Annotated in this window: 1 protein-coding gene; it reads left to right on the plus strand. The window is 68.8% G+C overall.

All coding sequences use genetic code 11. From position 1 onward, the window contains the following. Positions 1 to 1447, plus strand: a 1447-nt coding sequence (locus ACX4ZE_RS22715) for a condensation domain-containing protein (protein ID WP_480275499.1), incomplete at both ends; no start/stop codon positions are given.

Consider the following 1447-nt stretch of genomic DNA (forward strand, 5'->3'; position numbering starts at 1 on the left):
CTCGGACTCGTCGACGACGTCCACGCGGTCGAACAACTCCGAGCGGGGCAGTCGCTCACCCCCGACCCCGAACAGATCACACCACCCCCCGACACCGCCCGAACCGGTGCGGGACTGCTCCCGGAGGATCTGCATACCCTCGGCACACGACTGGGATTCACTACCGCGGTGACCTGGTCGACACACACCGGATGCATGGACGCGATATTCATCGACCCCACCACCGCCCGCGACAAGCACCTGACCGACGTGTTCACCACATCGACACCCCCCAAAGACCCCACCCGTTATACCAACCATCCACAAGCAAGCCTGCTGACCACCGACGTACGCCACTTCGCAGCCGACCGGCTACCGGAATTCATGGTCCCGGCTGTGGTGATATCGGTCGAGGCGATGCCGTTGACCCCGAACGGGAAGCTCGACCACGCCGCGCTACCCGACCCGCAGCTCGTGTCGGGGGTGGCGTATCGGGCACCGCGCTCGGCGCGCGAACAGATACTGACGGAGTTGTTCGGGGACGTCCTCGGGGTGGCCCGGGTCGGTATCGACGACGACTTCTTCGAGCTGGGCGGACATTCCCTGCTGGCGACCCGGCTGGTGAGCCGCATCCGGGCGGTCCTGGGGGTGGAGGTCCCCATCCGGACGGCGTTCGACGCCCCCACCGTCGCCCGGCTGGTCCCGCGCCTCGACGACGAGGTAGGGGTGCGGCCGGTATTGGCGGTGGCCCAGCGGCCGGAGCCGATGCCGGTGTCGTTCGCGCAGCGACGGTTGTGGTTCATCCACCGGTTCGAAGGCCCCTCGGCCACCTACAACATCCCGTTGGGGGTGCGGCTGACGGGCGCGGTGGACGTGGCGGCGTTGCGGGCGGCGCTCACCGATGTGGTGGGACGACACGAAAGCCTGCGGACGGTGTTCGCCGACGTCGACGGGGTACCGGTGCAACGGGTGCTCGCGGTCGGCCAATTCGAGGTACCTGTGACGGTCGCCGACGTAGAAGACATGGACATGGTCGCGGCGGTGGCCGCGGCGGCGCGGTATGCGTTCGACCTGTCGGCGCAGATCCCGGTGCGGGCGAGTGTGTTCCGCTGCACCGGCCCGGGTGAGGACGACCATACCCGCGGCGAGTACGTGCTACTGCTGCTGATCCACCATATCGCCGGGGACGGGTGGTCGTTGGCGCCGCTGCTGCGGGATCTAGCCGGCGCCTACACCGCACGTATCTACGGCCGCAGCCCGGAGTGGGTGCCGCTGCCGGTGCAGTACGTGGACTACACGCTGTGGCAGCGGCAACTGTTGGGTGAGCACACCGATCCCGACAGTGTGGTGTCGCGGCAGTTGGCGTATTGGCGGGACGAGCTGGCGGGGCTGCCCGCGCAGCTGTCGTTGCCGACCGACCGGCCGCGGCCGCGGGTGGCGAGCTATCGCGGCGACACCGTGGCGGTGG

The sequence above is a fragment of the Nocardia sp. TBRC8007 genome, assembly GCF_056629435.1.